Source organism: Microbulbifer mixtoriginis (SeqCode) (assembly GCF_052467235.1).
In genome coordinates, this window is the sequence record NZ_CP174305.1 from 1,043,066 (window position 1) to 1,056,333 (window position 13,268).

Annotated in this window: 13 protein-coding genes; 3 read left to right on the plus strand and 10 right to left on the minus strand. The window is 51.9% G+C overall.

What is annotated here, in order from left to right; translation table 11 throughout:
- Positions 1-83: 83 nt before the first annotated feature.
- From ACJJIO_RS04660 to zapE, 8 genes are all read right to left on the minus strand, one after another.
- Positions 84-1,262 carry a GGDEF domain-containing protein gene (locus ACJJIO_RS04660; protein ID WP_444910293.1) on the minus strand — a complete coding sequence of 393 codons (1,179 nt, stop codon included), beginning with the start codon at positions 1,260-1,262 and terminating at the stop codon, positions 84-86.
- A 167-nt stretch (positions 1,263-1,429) separates the two neighbouring features.
- A complete protein-coding gene (locus tag ACJJIO_RS04665; protein ID WP_252086012.1) occupies positions 1,430-1,825 on the minus strand; it encodes a ClpXP protease specificity-enhancing factor in 396 nt (131 codons plus the stop codon).
- A 25-nt stretch (positions 1,826-1,850) separates the two neighbouring features.
- A complete protein-coding gene (locus ACJJIO_RS04670; protein WP_252082981.1) occupies positions 1,851-2,477 on the minus strand; it encodes a glutathione S-transferase N-terminal domain-containing protein in 627 nt (208 codons plus the stop codon).
- Positions 2,478-2,581: 104 nt separating this feature from the next.
- Entirely contained in the window at positions 2,582-4,783 is a 2,202-nt protein-coding gene (locus ACJJIO_RS04675) for a ubiquinol-cytochrome c reductase (protein ID WP_444884042.1), read from the minus strand.
- Complete coding sequence (gene petA / locus ACJJIO_RS04680; protein ID WP_444884041.1) at positions 4,780-5,379, minus strand: ubiquinol-cytochrome c reductase iron-sulfur subunit; 600 nt, start codon at positions 5,377-5,379, stop codon at positions 4,780-4,782. Before petA ends, ACJJIO_RS04675 begins: the two co-directional genes overlap by 4 nt.
- A 301-nt stretch (positions 5,380-5,680) precedes the next feature.
- Positions 5,681-6,073, minus strand: coding sequence for a 30S ribosomal protein S9 (gene rpsI / locus ACJJIO_RS04685; RefSeq protein WP_252082984.1), 393 nt, complete (start codon positions 6,071-6,073; stop codon positions 5,681-5,683).
- 15 nt (positions 6,074-6,088) lie between these two features.
- Positions 6,089-6,517, minus strand: a complete 429-nt coding sequence (gene rplM / locus ACJJIO_RS04690; RefSeq protein ID WP_152454552.1) for a 50S ribosomal protein L13 — start codon at positions 6,515-6,517, stop codon at positions 6,089-6,091.
- A 127-nt stretch (positions 6,518-6,644) separates the two neighbouring features.
- The gene (gene zapE, locus ACJJIO_RS04695) at positions 6,645-7,769 is read right to left on the minus strand and encodes a cell division protein ZapE (RefSeq protein WP_444910294.1); all 1,125 of its coding nucleotides are present in this window, start codon (positions 7,767-7,769) and stop codon (positions 6,645-6,647) included.
- Positions 7,770-8,126: 357 nt separating this feature from the next.
- Here zapE and ACJJIO_RS04700 point away from each other — a divergent pair, with 357 nt between their 5' ends.
- The gene (locus ACJJIO_RS04700; protein WP_444886958.1) at positions 8,127-8,567 is read left to right on the plus strand and encodes a Z-ring associated ZapG family protein; all 441 of its coding nucleotides are present in this window, start codon (positions 8,127-8,129) and stop codon (positions 8,565-8,567) included.
- A 91-nt stretch (positions 8,568-8,658) separates the two neighbouring features.
- Here ACJJIO_RS04700 and sat read toward each other — a convergent pair whose 3' ends face one another.
- A complete protein-coding gene (gene sat, locus ACJJIO_RS04705; RefSeq protein ID WP_444910295.1) occupies positions 8,659-9,849 on the minus strand; it encodes a sulfate adenylyltransferase in 1,191 nt (396 codons plus the stop codon).
- Between the two features lie 603 nt (positions 9,850-10,452).
- On the opposite strand from sat, the gene ACJJIO_RS04710 reads away from it, so the two are divergent.
- Together ACJJIO_RS04710 and ACJJIO_RS04715 are read left to right on the plus strand one after the other, a co-directional pair.
- Positions 10,453-11,595: a S1C family serine protease gene (locus ACJJIO_RS04710; RefSeq protein ID WP_444886959.1), complete on the plus strand. Its 1,143-nt coding sequence runs from the start codon at positions 10,453-10,455 to the stop codon at positions 11,593-11,595.
- A gap of 27 nt (positions 11,596-11,622) precedes the next feature.
- Positions 11,623-12,057: a nuclear transport factor 2 family protein gene (locus ACJJIO_RS04715; RefSeq protein WP_444902953.1), complete on the plus strand. Its 435-nt coding sequence runs from the start codon at positions 11,623-11,625 to the stop codon at positions 12,055-12,057.
- Between the two features lie 24 nt (positions 12,058-12,081).
- Here ACJJIO_RS04715 and ACJJIO_RS04720 read toward each other — a convergent pair whose 3' ends face one another.
- Complete coding sequence (locus ACJJIO_RS04720; RefSeq protein ID WP_444902954.1) at positions 12,082-13,245, minus strand: hypothetical protein; 1,164 nt, start codon at positions 13,243-13,245, stop codon at positions 12,082-12,084.
- Positions 13,246-13,268: the final 23 nt, after the last annotated feature.

Sequence of the window (13,268 nt, forward strand, 5' to 3'; positions counted from 1 at the left end):
GCTTTGCAGTATCGGGGGTCGGCGCGAAAATAACCAATGCAAATAAGAAATTAAGTGCCACTTTCAAATCAGGTTGATTTATATCAATGGTGGATACTCATGCGATTTCGACCACTGCGTTTAGCTTTATAAAGTGCCTGGTCCGCAGCTTTTAGAATCTCCTCAGCCCTTCTCAATCTCCTGCTTTTCTGGGCAAGGCCGATACTAACGGTTACCTTGACTTGCTGGCCCGTACGGTTCTCAGAACGCCAAAATTTATTCCCAGAGCTACGTTTTCCTGAGCGCAGATGCATAGGGTAAGAGGCAATTTTCTCCCGCATAAATTCCAGCTGTTTCTCTGCCGCTTCCCGGTTACGCCCCGGTATCAGCAACACAAATTCCTCACCACCGTAGCGAAATAATTGCCCCGGTGCATATCTGGCAATTTGGGTAGCCACCATCCGCAATACCTGATCTCCAAGCTGATGCCCAAAACGGTCGTTCAGCTTTTTAAAATGATCGATATCAATCATCGCAATGCAATAGTGCCACCCCGGTGTAAGCATTTGATAGCGAAACGCCCTCCGAGACTTAACCCCGGTCAGTTCATCGCGAAAAGCCAACTCATAACTACTCCCAAGCAACGAAGTTAGAAGAAGTAAGCCCGCTACAGACATCAGAGGAATCAAGGGCATACCACTCCAAACCCCATAAAACATTAGCAGGTTGCAACTTAGCAACCCCATGGCTGTTGGTCCTGGGTAAAGGATCAATAGAGCGAATGCCCCCATTGAAGCCGCCATACAGGCCAAAAGTGGTAGTGGGGAGGAGAACGATTCAAAGGCTAACGACCAAGCCGGCAAGTGTGGCAACGAGAACTGCTGCAACAGTGGACCAAAGTTCTGCTGCACCCAAAAGAGTCCCATCCCCTGCCCAAGAAGCGCCAATAGCCAGACACCCCCCAAATAGCCCCAGATACTACGATCGCGGCTACAACTAAATAGCATCAGATTGAGAGCTATCAATCCCAGGTAAATAGGTAGGTCCTGCTCCCACCCCAATAACCAGTCCAGGCGAGTCGCCCCATAGAAAGCCATCAGCAGCAATGCAGCCAAACCAACCCGGCTGGAGTGGTAAAAAAAGCTGAGTAGAAGCGCCCCTACCAACAGGAGAAATGGCAGCTGGGCATTGTGCAGAAAGGCCAAATCAAGCCAGGGTAAGTATTGGACAAGCGGTAAACCCAGAAGTAGCCCAGGTATCCAGCTAAAACGCAGCCACTGCAAATACGACGGCATGGTGATGAATAGGAACTAAAAAATAACAGGCAATTTTACGCAACTAGCAAGCGCGTATTCTCAGAAGTAACTCACAGAAATAGCGAGGAGCGAAAATAAGCTAGAGTAAAAACAACAAAGGGGGCAAAATCGCCCCCTTCGAAATCCTGATTCGATTACTTCACCACCCTTAAAGAGGGCTTTTTCACCGACTTTTTGCCTAAACTGGTAGGCGGTGTCGGCTCCGGCGGTTCCGGGGTCTCTTCAGGCTCGAACACCATGCCCTGCCCATTTTCACGGGCATAGATACCGATAACCGCCCCTACCGGGACTTGTATATCGGTAGGTACGCCACCAAAACGCGCATTAAATCTGATCGCATAGTTATCCATGGTCAGGCCAACCACAGCACTTTCCGAGACATTCAGCACAATCTGGCCGTCATCGTTAACATGCTGTTGAGGCACCAAGACTCCAGACAAATGGGTATCCACCAGAATATAGGGAGTGCACCGGTTATCGGTTATCCACTCATAGAACGCCCGTAAAATGTAAGGGCGATTGGATGTCATAGCCGGCTTACTCACAAAAGTGTCCTCAACGCATTTCCCGTTCGTACTCAGTCAGGCTTTGCTGGAAGGCTTCGCGAGCAAATAGGCGATCCATATAATCCAGTAACGGCTTAACCTGCTTGGTTTTAGGCAAACTGACTTCAAACTGCTCAAGACGCCACAACAGCGGGGCCATGCAGCAATCGACCAGAGAGAACTCTTCATTAAAGAAATAGGGCAACTCGGTAAACATCGGCGCAATACCAACGAAGCTATCGCGCAGCTCTTTACGCGCAGAAGCTACATCTTTGCCGCCGGCCAAGATTTTATCTACCAGCGGGCACCAGTCACGCTCGATGCGGTGCATAATCTGGCGGCTCTGTGCGCGGGCAACCGGATACACAGGCAGCAACGGCGGATGCGGGAAACGTTCGTCCAGATATTCCATCATCACCTTGGTTTCGAACAATACTAAATCGCGATCTACCAGGGTGGGCAAAGAATTATAGGGATTGAGGTCAGCGAGCTCGGCTGGTTTATCATCGGGATCAACATCAATGATGTCGACGGAAACTCCCTTTTCTGCAAGCACAATGCGCACGCGGTGGCTGTAGTGACTGCGACCATCGGAAAAGAAGGTCATCGAGGAGCGCTTGTTGGTAGGCACACCCATGTTCAATCTACCTCAAACTAGTTGGTCGGCGAGCGCCAACCTTTTCAAAATATAAAAGGGTGGCGGAGCAACTCCACCACCCATCAAAGAGAAACCGGCGAAACTTAGTGGTGTATGTCTTTCCAGTACTCGCGGTTCAACAGCCAGGCGAAGATAAAGAATACAAAAATAAACGCCAGCACGTAGAAACCAATGCGCTTGCGATCTTCAGCCATAGGCTCGGCAATGTACTCCATAAAGTTAACCAAGTCATACATAGCCTGGTCGAACTCTTCAGGATTCATGGAGCCCTTCACACTACCGACTTTCAGGCTGCCACAATCGGCATCCATAATGGGGTTGCCCAACTCATCGCGCACAATCTTGCCGTGGTCGCGCTTAGGACCCGGGGCACATTCCGGCAAACCCTGCAGCTCCATCAAAACATGGGGCATAGCGACACTGGGGAATACCAGGTTGTTCACACCGGTAGCCCGGCTGTCATCCTTGTAGAAACTGCGGAGATAAGTGTAGAGCCATTCTGGGGAGCGGGAGCGGGCCACCAGCGTCAGGTCCGGAGGTGTGGCACCGAACCACACCTTGGAGTCATCCGGACGCATGGAGATCTCCATCAGATTACCAATCTTATCGTTGCCCAGAACCAGGTTCTGCATCATCAACTCGTTGGGGATATCCAGATCGGTGGCAACGCGCTCCCAGCGGGAGTAGTTGGCACTGTGACAACCCATGCAGTAGTTGACGAAGTACTTGGCACCGCGCTGCAGAGACGGCTTGTCCTGCAGGTCGATATTGATGTGGTCCAGCTCAACACTGGACTCGGCACCTACGGCCTTAATCGGGATAAGGGTCAGCAGTCCGACAACCACGATACCAATAAACAGGATACCGAAAGTCTTGGCGCCAGACGGGCTGGTTACACGCTCAGGTTCCGGATATACGTCATCGCGGTTAGTAATCCACGGCAGAGCGGCAAAGAAGCCCGCCAGTAGAAGGGTTACCACAGCCATGAAAGTATTCACAGAGAGATTGGCAACGGCCATCCACAAGAACAGCACACCGAAGCCGATACTTACAACCCAGGAACCAATGCCTTTTTTGCTCTTCGGATTCGTCCAGACCGGCATGGTCAGGAAGAAGGCGAAATAGAACAGAGTCGCCACCTGAGACAGGAAGTTGCGTTCAGGGGTCGGAGATTTAACACCAAGATAACCGAGGATAATAAATACCGCAGCGAACACCAGCAGTAATGCCTTGGGCAACCAGCCTTTGTAGCGGATGGAACGCACCGGGCTCTTATCCAGCCAGGGCAGCACAAACAGCACCGCAATAGCAGCACCCATAGCAACAGTACCGAGGAACTTAGCCGGTAGAGGGCCAATATCCATAGTTACTGCGCGCAAAACTGCATAGAAGGGTGTGAAGTACCAAACCGGGGCAATATGTGGCGGTGTCTTCAGCGGATTTGCCTCTTCGAAGTTAGCGTACTCCAGGAAGAAGCCACCCATCTCCGGGAAGAAGAACACCACGGTTGCGAAGATAAACAGGAATACCGCAATACCCACCAGGTCGTGAACCGAGTAGTAAGGGTGGAAAGGCACGCCGTCTTTGGGAATACCGTTCTCGTCTTTGTTCTTCTTGATCTCGATACCGTCTGGGTTGTTAGAGCCCACTTCGTGCAGCGCAAGAATGTGCAATACCACCAACAATACCAGCACCAACGGCAACGCAATGACGTGCAGAGAGAAGAATCGGGTCAGAGTAATACCTGAAATCAGGTAGTCACCACGAATCCACTCCACCAGGGTGTCACCGATGCCGGGTATCGCACCAAACAGGGACACGATCACCTGGGCACCCCAGTAGGACATCTGACCCCAGGGCAGTACGTAACCCATAAAGGCTTCGGCCATTAGCACCAGATAGATACACATACCGAAGATCCACACCAGCTCGCGGGGCGGCTTATAAGAGCCGTACATCAGGCCGCGGAACATATGCAGATACACCACCACGAAGAAGGCAGACGCACCTGTCGAGTGGAGATAGCGTATCAACCAGCCCCACTCCACATCACGCATGATGTATTCAACGGAGGCAAAGGCGCCCTCTGCAGAGGGGTTAAAACTCATTACCAGCCAAATACCGGTCAACAACTGGTTGACCAGTACGAGCAGGGAGAATACGCCGAAGAAGTACCAGAGGTTAAAGTTTTTGGGCGCATAGTACTTGCCCATATGCTTATCCCAGGCCTGGTAGATCGGCAGACGCTGATCAACCCAGTCACCGAAATTTGCTAGCCATTTCATGCAGCGCCCTCCTGGTCTACACCAATCACGATTACAGCATCGCTTTCATAGGAATAAGGCGGAACCTCCAGATTGGTAGGTGCCGGAACACCGGCGTATACACGGCCAGCCATATCGTATTTGGAACCGTGGCAGGGACAGAAGAAACCGCCCATCCATTCGTCACCGCCAAGGTCGGCGGCACCGACTTCGGGACGGTACATAGGCGCACAGCCCAGGTGAGTACACAGACCAACCAAAACCAACAACTTCGGCTTGATAGAGCGGTTTTCCGGGTTTACATAAGCCGGCTGGATAGACTCTTCGGAATTGGGGTCTCGCAATAGCGGCTCCACCTTTTCCAGGTCCTGTAAAATCTCGTCAGTACGACGGACCACATATACCGGCTTGCCGCGCCACTCAACGGTGACCATCTGACCCGGCTCAAGTTTGCTAATGTTGTACTTAACCGGAGCGCCCGCAGCTTTCGCCTTGGCACTCGGCTTCCAGGAAGCGACGAAAGGCACGGCCACCCCAACCGCACCCGCACCACCAACTACAGAGGTAGCAGCGGTTAAAAAACGGCGCCGTCCTACATTTACACCGTCATCACTCATGACGTAGTTCTCCCATCACAGCGATCCCGGACAGACCGGAAATGCGCTGGCCCAAACCCAAAAAGTCTTGAAAGAAGTCCCGCTCCGGCAGATTGCCCGCGCGAATAAACCCCACAAATCAAGCGGATACAAATCCGCGCAATGTTAAAGAAAATGCCATTTTGATACAAGGCAAAGACCTGGGGAACGTCTGGAATTGCGCGGTGAAATTGCGAGAAATTGAACAATTCCCAAATGGGTATTCAAAGTCACAACTACCGGATAGAAAAAAGCCCGGCAATTGCCGGGCCCAAAAGAAAGCTTAACGCTTGGAGAATTGCGGCTTCTTACGCGCTTTGCGCAGACCCACTTTCTTACGCTCAACCTCACGGGCGTCGCGGGTAACAAAACCAGCGGCGCGCAGCGGTTGACGAAGCTCCTCATCGTACTGCATCAGGGCGCGGGTCAGGCCGTGACGGATTGCACCCGCCTGACCAAAGGAACCACCACCTTTTACAGTTGCGATGATGTCGAATTTCTCGACCATGTCTACTTTTTCCAGCGGCTGACGCACGATCATGCGAGCTACCTGGCGGCCAAAGTATTCGTCCAGGTCGCGACCATTTACGCTGATCTTTCCTTCACCGGGCACGATAAATACACGAGCGGTGGAGGTCTTGCGGCGGCCGGTACCGTAGTATTGAGTAGTTGCCATCAGATTTCTTCCCGTTTAGATCGCCAGTTCAATCGGCTGTTGTGCCGCGTGAGGATGTTCACTACCGCCGTATACTTTCAGCTTCTTGAACATGGCGCGACCCAGAGGACCCTTCGGCAGCATGCCTTTAACGGCGCTTTGAATGGTACGCTCGGGCGCTTTCTCGATCAGCTTTTCAAAGCTGATGGACTTGAGACCACCGGGGTAGCCGGAATGGCTGTGGTAGATCTTGTCTTTGGCCTTATTGCCGGTCACGCGAACCTTCTCGGCATTGATCACAATAATGTAATCACCAGTGTCCACGTGGGGCGTGTATTCAGGCTTGTGCTTGCCACGCAGGCGGTGTGCGATCTCGGCAGAAATACGGCCGAGGGTCTTGTCCGCAGCGTCAACAATGTACCAGTCGCGTTTTACCGCTTCTGGCTTGGCACTGTATGTCTTCATGTTATAAACACCTGTAATATGACCCCCTGGTTTTAGGGGCCGTCCCACAAAAGAGCGCGGATAGTACAAAAGGAGTGCTCGCTTTTCAAGCGATTTCTGGGGCGCCCACCCTTCTCGGCAAGCGAGGCTATTCCGGGCGATGCGCCCTCTCCAGGTACTCCCTGGACTGCATTTCCAATAACCGGCTGACCGTGCGCTCAAACTCAAAACGCAGGTGCTGCCCTCCATATAATTCTTCGGCCAGTACCTCTGCAGAGATAACCAACTTGACGCAGCGATCGTAGAATTCATCCACCAAATTGATAAAGCGGCGCGCCTGGGCATCCATGCGCTCATCAAACTTCGGTACCGCCGCCAACAGCACCGTATGAAATTCCCGAGCCAACTCTATATAGTCATTTTGTGAGCGAGGACCATCGCACAGATCTGCAAAATTGAACCAGGCAACATCATCTGCCACCTTCAGTGCGCGGATAGGACGCCCCTCAACCTGCAAGTCGACATCACTGCGCACCTCACAACCATCCACGATCAGACGGGAGAAACTGCTGGACAGGTTTTCGTCTGCCGCTCTGTCGAGTGGAGCATGGTATAGCTCCAGTAACTCCAGGGTGCGCAGCCGGTAGTCGGTGCCACCATCGACATTCACCACCTTGGTGTGTTGCTGAAGGAGTTCTATAGCTGGCAGAAAACGGGCTCGCTGCAAACCATCTTTATAGAGCCCTTCCGGCACGATATTAGAGGTGGCCACTAGAGCCACCCCACGGCGGAACAAGGCATCCAAAAGGCCCGCCAGGATCATAGCGTCAGCGATATCGGAGACAAAGAACTCATCAAAACAGAGCACACGCGCTCTTCGCGCAATCTTGTCGGCTACCTTTTCCAGCGGGTTTTTCTCCCCGGCATACTCCTTCAGATCCAGATGAACCTGGCGCATAAACCTGTGGAAATGGGTGCGCTGCTTCTGCTCAAACGGCAGGGACTCATAAAAGGCATCCATCAGATAGGTTTTACCGCGCCCCACCCCACCCCAGAAGTAGAGCCCGCGCTCAGGCCCAACATCGGCGCCGCGCAAACGTGAGACTAGCCCGGCAAGAAACCCTCGCTCAGCCCTTGCCACCAGGCGCAGATGCAGATTTTGCAGCTCCTGAACCGCTGCCCTCTGGGACGAGTCCTCCAAAAATTCAGGGCGCTGTAGGTCATTCTCATAGCGCTCAAGAGGGGAAAGTAAGAGAGGTTTGACGGGCAACATAGATGAAAATTTCTTCAACAGCTAAATCACAGGCGCGCACTCTACCAAATTCACCACAAAGCCGCCTAGGCGACAAAGGTACAACATCGGCGAACCCAGCCAAGCCCTACCCGCGTCCGATTCGCCAGCCTATACCGGCAATTCGGAACTGGCGGTAAATTGGCGTGTCGCAAATAACTAACAACCTTAATTGTCAGATTAATAATCGCGTATACTGGGCCCGCTAACATTGGGCGACAGCCACTTAACGTTGACCATCCAGGGCCTCAGACAGTATCGCGGTCCAAATAACCGCCATCCATAATCATGCACCAGGGATCGCCAGTGCCATATAAGAGCAAGTTCGGGAGGTAGGAAGTGCACTCTACATCGATATTAATTTTAGTTGGCATTCTCGGAATGACGCTGGGTGCTTTTTTAGCCTACCTGGCGATTCGCGGGCGCTCCAGTATTGACCGCACCCAAGAGCTGGAACAGCGCCTGCGAGAGGCCAATAGCAAGCTCGAGGATTTCCAGCTACAGGTCAATGAACACTTTGACCAAACTTCTCAGCTGGTTCACAACCTGACCGAGAGTTACAAAGACGTTCACGAGTATCTATCCAATAGCGCTTTACGCCTCTCCAACCAGGATATAGGCCGACAAATGCTTGAAGCCGGTAGCGGCAAACTGAAAGAAGACGACAAGCAACTTCAAGAGATGGAACCACCGAAAGACTGGGCACCGAAAGAGCCCGGCGCCAAAGGCACCCTCGATGAAGATTATGGCCTGGAGAAAGAGGCCCACGCAGGCAGCTAACAAGTAACAAGAACCCAATAAGCTCTATTTTTCGCAACGGTATAAAATCACAAAAGGCGGGATATCCCGCCTTTTTCATTAAATTGTAAACTTACAGACTCTGATAATAATCCATCAGGATCTGCGCCACTTCCGGGCGGGAGAACTCCGGAGGCGGCGCAATGCCATCCCCCAGCATTTCACGTACCTTGGTTCCAGACAGCAGAATAAAGTCTTCCTTAGTGTGATCTGGTACATCACGCATCATCACAACTTTATTGAGCTTCTTTGAGTAGGCCGTGTGATCGGCTCGGAAGATTTCGATTTCCAAAGCACCCTCAGGTACCTCCTCATCGAAAATAGTCTGCGCATCGAAGGCACCGTAGTAATCTCCAACACCAGCGTGATCTCGACCTACAATCAGGTGGCTACAACCACAGTTCTGGCGGAACAACGCGTGCAGCACAGCTTCGCGAGGACCAGCATAGAGCATGTCAAAACCGTAACCGGTCACCATTACGGTATTAGCAGGGAAGTAGAGCTCGACCATCTTGCGAATCGAGGCATCGCGGACCGGCGCAGGGATATCACCGGGCTTTAACTGCCCCAGCAACATATGAATCAGGACACCATCTGCTTCTACCGCTTCAAGAGCCATCTTACACAACTCTTCATGGGCGCGATGCATAGGATTGCGGGTTTGGAAGGCCACCACTTTACTCCAACCACGCTCGGCAAATTCGTTGCGAATTTCTACCGCTGTGCGGAAGGTATCCGGAAAGTCGTTAATAAAATAACTAAAGTTCAGTACTTCGATAGGGCCAGAAATTAACTGACGACCAGCGGATTTAAAGGTGGCTACACCGGGATGCTTATCATCCAGAGTGCCAAAGACCTGCTCGGCCATCGCATCCATCTGCTCATCGGATACGGTTTCAATCGATTCCACATCCATGATCGCCAGCACCGGGCTACCCTCAACATTCGGGTCCCGCAAGGCGATTCGAGATACCCCCTCAATAGCACTGGTGTCTTCAACAACATTCAACACCGGCACAGGCCAAAAGAGGCCGTCGACTGTGCGCAAGGTGGCAGCAACACTCAGCGCATCGGCCAAGTTCATATAACCGTGTAAGGGGTTGAAATAGCCCGCTCCCAGCATGACTGCGTTGGCGGCAGCGGCAGAGCTAACCACAATAGAGGGCAACGACTCCGCTTCATGCATCAGCTGGTGATGCCGCTCGCTGTCATAAACAAAGCGAGGCTGCAGCTCAACACTGCCGTGGGGACGAACTAAGGACATTTTGGTCTCCAAATACAAAATTTGCCGGTTAGTCAATTATCGGCTGGCCATTATACGCATCTATAAAGGCTGACCAATGTCAAACCTATACAGAGTGGGGGAGTATAGCTCCCCCTATAGCCCACTAAACAACAATACTGCTCTAAGAAATTGATGCTCTACCGAAACACAGTTTTTACAGATCGTACATATATTCGAAGTAAAGGCAGCGGGTAATCTAGCCAGGAAATAAGCGCAGGGAAAATATCCCCGAATATCCGTTTGGGGCTGTCAACATAATTAGGGGATAGATATAAGAACTGGGGCGAGAAAGGTCGGCTTGCCACCCCCGATCAAGCTCAATAAGCCTTCTGAGGACCACAGGGTAACTATAAACACTGGCAAGCATATGAATGGACTGCCTTGAAGGCTTCTAAACAGAAGTCATTGATGCTGATCTTTTGAATACCCCACTAACGCTCCCTCAATAGTCACTAGGGGGATAGAAAACTCCTCGCAGAACCCCTAACTCACCTTGAACTAACCACTGAAACAGCAGCAAGGCTGTACTCGGCGAATCCCCAGCGAGAGGTGTGTATAATCAGCGCAAATGAGGAGTCTCGAGTGTCCCAAAATCGCTTTTTACAGGATTGGGCCCTGCCTGCCCTGATAGGTTTGGCTATGGCCGCACTACTATTGGTCATATTTCCGCAGTTACGCGGCACAAACCCCACACCTCCCCAGGAGGATTGGCAGGGGCCGGTTTCCTATGCCCAAGCAGTCAATATGGCCGGTCCCGCTGTAGTTAACATTTATACCCGCATGGCACTACCACAGCGGCAACACCCATTATTTAATGACCCCCTTTTTCGCCGTTTGTTCGACAATATGAATGTCCCACAGAGGGAACGCATGCAGTCGAACCTCGGTTCTGGGGTTATTGTCAGTGACAACGGCTATATTCTCACCAACCACCATGTGGTCGACCAGGCAGACGCTATTGTCATTCTCCTCGCCGATGGCCGCGAGGCACAGGCTCGCATGGTCGGTAGCGATGCCGACTTTGACTTGGCCGTTTTGAAAATCGAACTCGACAACCTAACTTCTATCTCAGTTGGTGAGCCCGAATCCGCTCAAGTAGGCGATGTAGTTCTGGCTATTGGCAACCCTTTTGGGGTTGGCCAGACGGTCACCCAAGGCATCATTAGCGCCAAGGGACGCCACTTGGAAAACTCCGGCACCGGAAGCCACCTACAGAATTTCTTGCAAACTGACGCTGCCGTGAACCCGGGTAACTCCGGCGGCGCATTGGTGGACTCCCGCGGGCGCCTGCTCGGTATTAACACTTCTATTCTCAACCAGTCCGGCTACTCCGGCGGGATCAGCTTCGCCATTCCCGCCAATATCGCTTTTAAAGTAATGCAGGACATTATTGCTTACGGCCGCGTTGTACCCGGCTGGCTAGGCATCGAAGCCAGCGCAATCAGCCCACAGATGGCTAAGGAATTCAATCTCCTCTCCACCGGTGGCGTCATGATTACTGCCATCTACAATGAGAGCCCAGCTCATAACGCCGGACTCAAACCTGGAGATGTGATCACCCATATCGATGGACTCCCCATTGGCGACGGAAAGCAAGGTGAGGCCACCATGGCAACCCTGCGTCCTGGAGACACCATCTCCATTACCTTCACTCGAGAGGGGCAGTCTCATACCGTTGAAGCTACCGTGTCAGTCAAGCCTGACACAACAACCCCTGTGGAATAGCCTGCCGGGGAACAAGGAAGACAACCTATGCGCACAATCATCCTTACCATCCTCGCGACTCTTGTTGCCGGGCAATGCTGGGCCGATGACAAAGAGGAACTCCAAAAACTACTACATTATTTTATCGATAATGCTGCCAGCAGTGCCGAGGCCCATCAGCGCTTTTGGGCTGATGACCTTGTCTATACCAGCTCCGCGGGAAAGCGATTTGGCAAAGCAAAAATCATGCAGGGCATGGAGACAGCTGGCGATGAGCCAATAACAGTGAACTACGCCGCAGAGGATATCGATATTCGCCTACTCGGAGATACGGCAGTAGTAGCTTTCAAATTAGTCGCCAACGATAGTATCGAAGGAAAGAAAAACTATTATTTAAATACAGGCACTTTTGTGAAACGCCAGGGAGACTGGTTTGTAATCGCCTGGCAGGCAACCCAAATTCCCAGAGAAGGAAGCCAGTAGAAATAGGATATTGCGTGGGCCAGGCTAGTCTCCGGCCCGCCTTTCCCGCCAATTCTCGCGAACATTAGCCATAAATCGGGATTCACTGGGTACATTCGCCTGGGCAATTAGCCCCCTAGCAAAAGTCTCTACCTCCTCCCTGCTTCTCCCCTCTCCGGAAAAAGAAGCTCGCACCTTAATAAATTTATCCTTGCGTACAAATAAATAGGTATGGGTATCAAAGCGCTCCCCATCTGCGGCGAGGAAATAACCGGAAAGCCTGGTCACTGGCATGTCCTGCCCCTGCACGCGCCATATTTCTGAAGCCTCCTCGCTGAGATCCAACGCCTGCCACTGAGCCTCCCTCTCCACCAGCTCAAGTTCCTGGCGAACCCTATCCAGCTCCTCAACCTGCGTCTGCTTCAAATCTCCCCACTCCCAATTGGGGATTGGGTAGACAAAGACATCTACAGAATCGAACTGAAACTGACGGTGCACGTAGCGCGTTTGAGCCCCAAATAACGGGTGGCTTGCAAGCACAAGAGGGTTGCTCACATACTCACCAACAGACTCCGGTAAATTCAGAGCCGAGTGGTAGTCACTCGCTCCAATGGATTGATAGAGATACTCCGGAGCCATAACCCTATCTTCCTGCAGTAAAGCTATCAGCTCCCCTGCTACCACTTTGGCCAAATCCCGCTTTGCGGTGAGCGGAGAAGTAAACAGACTTATTGTTGTTGTGAACGGAAACTCTAATTGGTAGCGTTTCAAGGGAAGGCCGTGCCAAGTCAGGATTGCATCGATATGGATATCCTGCGTGGTACGCATAGGAGCCAACATCAAAGTGGCACCGGCTATAACCGCCTCACCGATATCCTCTATCCCCTCCTCAGAATAACCGGCAGAAGTTACCAGTAATTGGTAAGGAATATCGTCGTTACCAGAGTGCACAGAACTAAAGGCTGTGGAGGCTTCCAGCTGCCCCAATAATTCCGTGTAGTCCACTACACCATACTGACAATATTTGAGCAGAGAACTTTCGGAATAGTCGTTACAGCGCCGTTCAAAATCCTCACCAGGCATCTTGGCGAATAGGGATAGGGCGGGAAGGCTCTGCTCAAACCCTGAATATTTTTCAACGCTATATTCATCAGTCGTCGCACAACCAACCAGGCTAAGAGCAGCTAAACACAGAAGTAATTTACGCATGATGTACCTTACTGGTGCCAGTT

Bases quoted from the DNA above. Each gene is read 5' to 3' on its own strand.
- ACJJIO_RS04675 (WP_444884042.1), bottom strand. From the start codon at position 4,783: ATGAAATGGCTAGCAAATTTCGGTGACTGGGTTGATCAGCGTCTGCCG.
- petA (WP_444884041.1), bottom strand. From the start codon at position 5,379: ATGAGTGATGACGGTGTAAATGTAGGACGGCGCCGTTTTTTAACCGCT.
- rpsI (WP_252082984.1), bottom strand. From the start codon at position 6,073: ATGGCAACTACTCAATACTACGGTACCGGCCGCCGCAAGACCTCCACC.
- ACJJIO_RS04665 (WP_252086012.1), bottom strand. From the start codon at position 1,825: ATGACATCCAATCGCCCTTACATTTTACGGGCGTTCTATGAGTGGATA.
- ACJJIO_RS04715 (WP_444902953.1), top strand. From the start codon at position 11,623: ATGCGCACAATCATCCTTACCATCCTCGCGACTCTTGTTGCCGGGCAA.
- ACJJIO_RS04670 (WP_252082981.1), bottom strand. From the start codon at position 2,477: ATGGGTGTGCCTACCAACAAGCGCTCCTCGATGACCTTCTTTTCCGAT.
- zapE (WP_444910294.1), bottom strand. From the start codon at position 7,769: ATGTTGCCCGTCAAACCTCTCTTACTTTCCCCTCTTGAGCGCTATGAG.
- rplM (WP_152454552.1), bottom strand. From the start codon at position 6,517: ATGAAGACATACAGTGCCAAGCCAGAAGCGGTAAAACGCGACTGGTAC.
- ACJJIO_RS04720 (WP_444902954.1), bottom strand. From the start codon at position 13,245: ATGCGTAAATTACTTCTGTGTTTAGCTGCTCTTAGCCTGGTTGGTTGT.
- sat (WP_444910295.1), bottom strand. From the start codon at position 9,849: ATGTCCTTAGTTCGTCCCCACGGCAGTGTTGAGCTGCAGCCTCGCTTT.